This window comes from Candidatus Clostridium eludens (assembly GCF_045310515.1).
Taxonomy (GTDB): domain Bacteria; phylum Bacillota; class Clostridia; order Clostridiales; family Clostridiaceae; genus Clostridium_B; species Clostridium_B eludens.
Genome location: NZ_JBJHZX010000090.1, coordinates 1 through 6,815 on the forward strand (window position 1 = coordinate 1; position 6,815 = coordinate 6,815).

7 protein-coding genes, 1 tRNA gene and 1 rRNA gene are annotated in these 6,815 nt (G+C 29.7%); 7 read left to right on the top strand and 2 right to left on the bottom strand.

Features of this window, described 5'->3' with window-relative positions:
• Positions 1 to 77: ribosomal RNA gene (rrf, locus tag ACJDU8_RS26005) — 5S ribosomal RNA — on the top strand; the annotation flags it as partial.
• A 6-nt stretch (positions 78 to 83) separates the two neighbouring features.
• A tRNA-Lys gene (locus ACJDU8_RS24870) sits at positions 84 to 159 on the top strand.
• Positions 160 to 220: 61 nt separating this feature from the next.
• Here ACJDU8_RS24870 and ACJDU8_RS24875 read toward each other — a convergent pair.
• Positions 221 to 685, bottom strand: coding sequence for an HD domain-containing protein (locus ACJDU8_RS24875; protein WP_406794885.1), 465 nt, complete (start codon positions 683 to 685; stop codon positions 221 to 223).
• Positions 686 to 918: 233 nt separating this feature from the next.
• Between ACJDU8_RS24875 and ACJDU8_RS24880 the strand changes: the two genes are divergently transcribed.
• Genes ACJDU8_RS24880 through ACJDU8_RS24895 form a run of 4 tightly spaced genes read left to right on the top strand, consistent with a single transcriptional unit; the run spans position 919 to position 4,416 of the window.
• Positions 919 to 1,950 (top strand): zinc-binding metallopeptidase family protein, encoded by a 1,032-nt coding sequence (locus ACJDU8_RS24880; protein WP_406794879.1) that lies wholly within the window; start codon positions 919 to 921, stop codon positions 1,948 to 1,950.
• Positions 1,941 to 2,960, top strand: a complete 1,020-nt coding sequence (locus ACJDU8_RS24885; protein WP_406794880.1) for a M42 family metallopeptidase — start codon at positions 1,941 to 1,943, stop codon at positions 2,958 to 2,960. Before ACJDU8_RS24880 ends, ACJDU8_RS24885 begins: the two co-directional genes overlap by 10 nt.
• Positions 2,961 to 2,982: 22 nt before the next feature.
• Entirely contained in the window at positions 2,983 to 3,942 is a 960-nt protein-coding gene (locus ACJDU8_RS24890) for a M42 family peptidase (protein WP_406794881.1), read from the top strand.
• 36 nt (positions 3,943 to 3,978) lie between these two features.
• The gene (locus tag ACJDU8_RS24895) at positions 3,979 to 4,416 is read left to right on the top strand and encodes a VanZ family protein (protein ID WP_406794882.1); all 438 of its coding nucleotides are present in this window, start codon (positions 3,979 to 3,981) and stop codon (positions 4,414 to 4,416) included.
• Here the strand turns inward: ACJDU8_RS24895 and ACJDU8_RS24900 are convergent.
• The gene (locus ACJDU8_RS24900) at positions 4,413 to 5,009 is read right to left on the bottom strand and encodes a uracil-DNA glycosylase (protein ID WP_406794883.1); all 597 of its coding nucleotides are present in this window, start codon (positions 5,007 to 5,009) and stop codon (positions 4,413 to 4,415) included. The genes ACJDU8_RS24895 and ACJDU8_RS24900 overlap by 4 nt on opposite strands.
• A gap of 210 nt (positions 5,010 to 5,219) precedes the next feature.
• Between ACJDU8_RS24900 and ACJDU8_RS24905 the strand changes: the two genes are divergently transcribed.
• On the top strand, positions 5,220 to 6,359 hold the full coding sequence (locus tag ACJDU8_RS24905; RefSeq protein ID WP_406794884.1) for a pyridoxal-phosphate-dependent aminotransferase family protein: 1,140 nt from the start codon (positions 5,220 to 5,222) through the stop codon (positions 6,357 to 6,359).
• The last annotated feature ends 456 nt before the right edge of the window (positions 6,360 to 6,815 follow it).

A 6,815-nucleotide genomic window follows, 5' to 3' on the forward strand; every position in this document is an offset into this window, starting at 1 on the left:
CGAACAGGAAGGTTAAGCTCCACAGTGCTGATGGTACTGCAGGGGAGGCTCTGTGGGAGAGTAAGTCGTCGCCAGGTGAATTTGGTTCACTAGCTCAGTTGGTAGAGCACATGACTTTTAATCATGGTGTCCGGGGTTCGACTCCCCGGTGAGCCACCAAAAGGAAGCATATATGCTTCCTTTTTTATTTTGTTTAAAAATTACAACAACATATAATTATTCAATGTAAAATGTAAATTGAATTAAGAAATTTTTTACCAGTAGAAGTTTTAAAATGTTTATTTTTAATATATTCAATATGGCATTTTTTAATATTATCTTCATATGCATTTACTAAAAAGTCGCTTTCAATTAATATTTGTAAATCTATATTGTCAATTTTATTGTAGCTGTGGTGGTTACCTATTAAAAAACATATTCTATCTATTGTATTTTTATGTAAATCAATATCTTTAAGTAATTCTTTAGCTACAGGAGGACCTTCAATTTCTTGATAATTTCCTGCTGAACTATTGTACTTTTTTTCGCTTTCTTTAATTCCTATATCGTGAAGTATAGAAGATAATTCAAGTACCAGCATTTCATTTTTATTCAGTCCTTCTAATTCTCCTATACTTTTACTAAAACCATACACTTTTAGTGCATGATTTATTCTTTTGATATCATTTCCAAAATAAGTTATCATTTTTTTTATAACATATCCAGGTATGTTCAATATAGTTTCCTCCTCACGGTTTATTGTGTTTTTTATTATAACTAATTTATAATGGGTGTAAAATAAATTATTAAATTCCAATAATTGAAAAACTTTAATTATAGTTATGGTATAATTATAATATATTAATCAATATAAATTCTATATGATAAGAAATATTGTATAAATTATAAGTTAGATAATATATTTGATTGGAGGTAAATATGAAGGATTTAGACTTTTTTAAAACAATATGTGAAGCTCATGCACCAAGTGGAAGAGAAGATTGGTTGTATTCTATTATAGAAGATAATTTTAAAGAATTTGGAGATATAAATATAAGTAAATTAAATAATATGTATATATGTAAAAAGGGTACAACTCCTAGCAGCTTAATGATAATGTCCCATGCAGATGAAATTTTTTTAATGGTAAAGGAAATTTCTAAAGAAGGTTTTATAAAATTTGAAGCATTTGGGGTGGATGCCAAAAGCCTTGTGTCTCAGGAAGTCATTGTTCATGGAAAAGAAACTGTACCTGGAATTGTGGTATTAAAATCTGATTACAATGCTAAGGAAGAAAATAAGGTTCATATGAAAAATCTATACATAGAAACTGGTCTATCTATAGAAAAATTGGAAAGCTTAGTTAGGCTAGGGGATTATGTTACACTAAATAGAAAGATGATACAGCTTTTGAATGATAATGTAAGCTGCAAATCTATAGATAATAGAGCTAGCATCTTTGCCATGTATGTTTGTGCAGGGGAACTTAAAAATGTAAATCCAGATTTAAATGTTTACTTTGTATGCTCATGTCAGGAAGAGGTAGGACATAGAGGAGCTAAAATGGCCAGTCATGAGATTAAGCCTGATATAGGCATAGCACTTGATGTAACTTTTGATAGTGGTATATTGGGAGATAGTGATAGGGAAAATAGGTTAGGAGGAGGACCTGTTATATGCATAGGACCTAACATACATACTAAAATTAGAAATAGGCTGATACAAACGGCAGATAAATACAATATTCCCTATCAGGTTGAAGTTGAACCGGGAAATACAGGAACGGATGCCTGGGATATTCAGACTTCCGCAGGCGGAATAGCTACAGTTCTTATATCTATTCCTATAAAATACATGCATACTTCTGTGGAAGTAGTTAATTTAGAAGATATAAGAAATACAGGAAAGCTTCTAGCAAGATTTATCCAGGAACTAAAAGAAAGCGAATTGGAGGGGTTATTTTGCTTTTAGAGAAACTTTGTAATTCTATAGGACCTTCAGGTTATGAAGAGCAAATTAGAGATGTAATAAGAGATGAGCTAAGTACTTTTACTGAAAATATAGCTGTAGATAGAATGGGAAATATTATAGTTCATAAAAATAATAAAAATGATTCTTCACCTAAAATAATGATAATTTCTCATATGGATGAATCAGGTATTATAATAACAGCCTATAATAAAGATGGTACATTGAAATTTTCATCTCTGGGAAATATAGATAAGAATACACTTCCTTGTAAAGCTGTTTTAATTGGAAGTAAAAAAATACCTGGTGTGATTGGAATAAAGCCAATACATATTCAAAGCAGTAAAGAAAGAAGTGGAGAAGTATCTTATGAAAATATGTGTATAGATATAGGTGCTTTTTCTGAGGAGGAATGTAGAAAGATTATTTCATTAGGAGATTTTGCAATATTTAATAATGACTTTTCTAGTTTTGGGGACAATCTTTTAAAAGGAAAAGCTCTAAATGATAGAATAGGATGTTCTATACTTATAGAGGTATTAAAAGAAGAATTAAAGTGCAATTTATATGGTGTATTTAATGTTCAGGGAAATATAGATCAGAGAGGAATTTATGGGGCAGCTTATAATATTAATCCAGATTTAGTTATAATTTTAGATACTATAAATAGTATAGATTATGCAGAAGTTCCTGACTGTTTAACCACAGATAAATTAAGGGGTGGTCCTGTTATACCTTTTAAAGGAGGACAATGCATATTCAGCAGAGAAATTGTAGAATCCATTAGAAATAAAGCTGACGGCATGGGTATACCATATCAGAAAATTGGCAATACCCAAGGTGAAGGAGAAGTTAAAGCAGTTTATCTCGCCGCAAATAATTGTAAAACAGCATCGATATTAATACCTTGTAGATACATGAATTTTAATATTTCTGTGTGCAGCTTAGCTGATTATGATAACACCTTAGCTCTGTTAAAGAGTTATTTAGAGGAATATAATATAAATATTTAAAGTGTATAAGGAGTGAGAATTTATGGATAAGCTTCTATTAAAATTAATTAATTCTTTTGGAATTAGCGGAAAAGAAGATGAAGTTAGACAAGTAATAAAAGAACGCCTAAAAGAAAGTGCCCATGATATATATGAAGATAATATAGGTAATATATCATTAAAATTGGGTTCTGGCAAAGATAAGATTATGATATGTTCTAATATGGATTCAGTGGGATTTATAGTTAATCATATAGATGAAAATGGAATGATAAGGGTAGATAACATAGGAAATTTTAATAATAATGATATATCACATAGTTTTATAAGATTTAATAATGGAACATTAGGCAAGGTATATAGCTCTACAAAAGGTGTTTTTGTTGACATAGGTACCAATGATAGGAAAGATACATTGAAAAAAGTGAATGAAGGAGATATGGCTTCTCTTGTGGGGCCTTATTTAAAAGTAGGAAATAATAATATTATTAGTCCTCTACTTCATAATAAAGTGGGATGTTACATACTCTTAAAACTTATAGAAGAAATTAGAGTAGTTGATGTGGAATTAAACTTTGTATTTGCATCCCAAGGGGAAATTGGAGGGATAGGTGCAAGAATAGCCGCAAATAATATAGATCCTGATTATTGCATAATAGTGGGTACTGAAAATGTAAATAATGCTGAAGAGACAGCAATAGACATAGGCAAAGGTCCGGTGTTAAAAATTATAGACAGCTCACTGATAATGCATAAAGATATAAAAGATATACTAGAAAATGCAGCTGGAAATGAAGATGTGAAACTTCAATATAGTATAAGTAAAGGCAAGTCTCAGGGAGAACTAGTGCACAAAGAAAGAATTGGTATAAGAACTGGAGAGATTGCAGTACCATGTAGATATAAATATTCCACTTCAGAAATGATATGTATTGATGATATAGAAAATACTATAAAGCTATTGAAGCAGTTAGAAAATTTTAAAAAACTTATATCAAATTAAAAGTTTTTTTCTGGCGATATTCAAGGAAAGGTTAATATGAAAAAAATTAAATGGATTTTAGTTATAGTATGGATGGTAGTAATATTTGTTTTTTCCAATGAACCGGCAGTGGTATCAAACGAAAAAAGTAGACTTGTTATACATATATTTCAGGCTTTAGGTTTAAACTTAAATGGTGTCTTTGGAAGTTTATCTAATTTTGTAGTAAGAAAAGTCTCTCACTTTTTAGAATATCTTATACTGGCTGTAGTATTATTTAACGCTACAAAAGAAAAATTTGAGATGAAAAAAGTATTTATATTTTCAATTGCAGTATTGTTCTTATACTCTTGTTCAGACGAAATTCACCAGATATTTATACCAGGGAGAACAGCTAGAATAAGAGACGTATTCATAGATACTATAGGTGGGATCATAGGCTTTTTAATATGTTATATTATTAATAAAAAAAATTCTTATAAAAGGGAGCTCTAAAGATTATTTAGAGCGTCTTTTAATTTCTTCCAATCATTTTCATACATGTACTGAAAACTTTCATTTCTATTATAGGTTAAAGCAGAGGGATGATACATAGGAAATACATATTTGTTTAAATTTTTATTGAAATAAATAATTCCATGACACTTACCTATAAAGTCAAATTCAGTAAATCTTTTTAAAGGTACATTTCCCAAAGTTATAATTACTTTTGGGTTTACAAGCTTGATTTCTTTATTTAATATATCCTTAAATAATTCAATTTCAGAAGTCTTAGGGGTTCTATTACTTATGCTTTCTTTACCATTTTCTAATTTTTTAATTTTAATAGGTCTGAAAAAACAAGTATTTGTTACTCTTACGGATTCTCTTTTTAACCCTATAAAATTCAAATATTTTTCAAAAGTTTTTCCTGCCATGCCAACAAAAGGTTTCCCCTGTATAACCTCTGTTTTTCCAGGAGCCTCCCCTATGAATAATATGGAGCAAGGAATAGGTCCATTGCCGAAAATATATCCGCCAATAGGCTCATCTTTGTAGTTTTTACATATTTCACTGATTTTTCTTGTGAGTTCTTCTTCAATTTTCATAAAAGATTTCCTTCCTGTTATTTAGGTATGCTTTTCTTATATTTTAACATAGTGTGCTAAATATAAAACTAATAAAATGATTATGGGGTATAAAGATATGTTCTTCTTATAGAGCAATTTATATACTATTTACTAAATTGTATCCATACATTTTGTAAAGGAAAATACTAGTGTTATAATACTACTAAAATTGTTAAAGAGGTGGTCCTATTGAAAGTTCCGTATATAATGACACCAGGTCCAACAGAAGTGAGGGAAAATGTTAGATTTGCTAGAAGTGTAAGGTGTACCAATCCAGATTTAGATATTGAATTCTATGATTTTTATAGGGATACATGTAAAAATATAGGGAAATTTTTAAAAACTAAAAATCAGGTTAGGATATTAGGCGGCGAAGGTATGTTAGGATTAGAAGCGGCTTGCGCATCTCTTACAGAAGAGGAAGACAGGGTGCTTGTAATTGACAATGGTATATTTGGAGAAGGATTTTCTGATTTAGTAAAATTATATGGTGGGAAAGTGGTATTCTTTAAAGGGAATAGAAGAAGAGAAATAGATGTGACAGAGTTGGAAGAATTTTTGAATAAAGATAGCAATTTCAAATATGCAACTATCGTACATTGTGATACCCCTTCGGGAGTATTAAATAATGTGTCAAAGATATGTCCTCTGCTTAAAGAAAAAGGTATATTGACTTTAGTGGATAGTGTCTCTGCAATGGGAGGAGAAAAGTTGGAAGTTGATAATTGGAAGATAGATATAGTTATAGGAGGTTCACAAAAATGTATTTCGGCTCCTCCAGGGCTTACTCTAGTCAGTATGAGTGAGGAAGCTTTGTCAGCTATGAAAAATAGAAAGGAACCTATAAAATCTTTTTATTGCAATTTATTAGTTTGGGAGAAATACTACGAAAATAAGTGGTTCCCATATACACCTCCTATAAGTGATATAATTGGACTTAAAGTAGCTATAGACAATATTTTGGAAGAAGAGGATATCTTAGAAAGACATAGCAGAATAGGTAAGGCTATCAGAAAAACTATTCAAAAAGCAGGATTGAATCTATATGGAGAAAATGGATATTCTAATACTGTTACTGTTATTGAAATTCCGAAAAGTATAGATGAAAATCAGCTTAGAAAATATATGTTGGATAATTTTAATGTTTTGATAGCGGGTTCTTTTGGATATTTAGAGGGAAAGGTTATAAGAATAGGACATATGGGGGAAAATGCAAAAGAAGATATAATAAGTTATACATTATATGCTCTTGAAAAAGCTTTAAAATATTTTGGATTTGAGTGTAAATGTAATATGTCTGATGTTTTTTTGAAAAGTTTGTATACCTAAACGTTTCATGTAATAGGCATGCCATAGCATTTGTTAGTATATGTTTTAGTTATGTTTGGTAAATCAACATAACCTAGTGTATCAATATAAGTATATTATAGAAAATAACAGGTATGTGTAATATATAAGAGATACTTTTATATGGTTGGTGTATTTTATGAGGATACAAATATAAAATGTGATAGAATATCACATGTTGCTGCAAGATATCAGTTGTAACAACATATGTGGTTCATAAAACTTTGTGTTTTAAAAAATTTAAAAAAATATTGACAAAGTTATAAATACATGATAAACTACAAAAGTCGTCAAGATGAGACAGTAAATGATCCTTGAAAATTAAACAGAATAAAGAATATAGGTAAACTTATTTATAAGGATAAACCAGCAATTCTTTTGAGCTGCGAAAGCAGTAAAGAAAGTAATTTCGTAATGAAAGAAATGAGTCAAATAAAC

Bases quoted from the DNA above. Each gene is read 5' to 3' on its own strand.
- ACJDU8_RS24880 (WP_406794879.1), top strand. From the start codon at position 919: ATGAAGGATTTAGACTTTTTTAAAACAATATGTGAAGCTCATGCACCA.
- ACJDU8_RS24900 (WP_406794883.1), bottom strand. From the start codon at position 5,009: ATGAAAATTGAAGAAGAACTCACAAGAAAAATCAGTGAAATATGTAAA.
- ACJDU8_RS24895 (WP_406794882.1), top strand. From the start codon at position 3,979: ATGAAAAAAATTAAATGGATTTTAGTTATAGTATGGATGGTAGTAATA.
- ACJDU8_RS24875 (WP_406794885.1), bottom strand. From the start codon at position 685: ATGATAACTTATTTTGGAAATGATATCAAAAGAATAAATCATGCACTA.
- ACJDU8_RS24890 (WP_406794881.1), top strand. From the start codon at position 2,983: ATGGATAAGCTTCTATTAAAATTAATTAATTCTTTTGGAATTAGCGGA.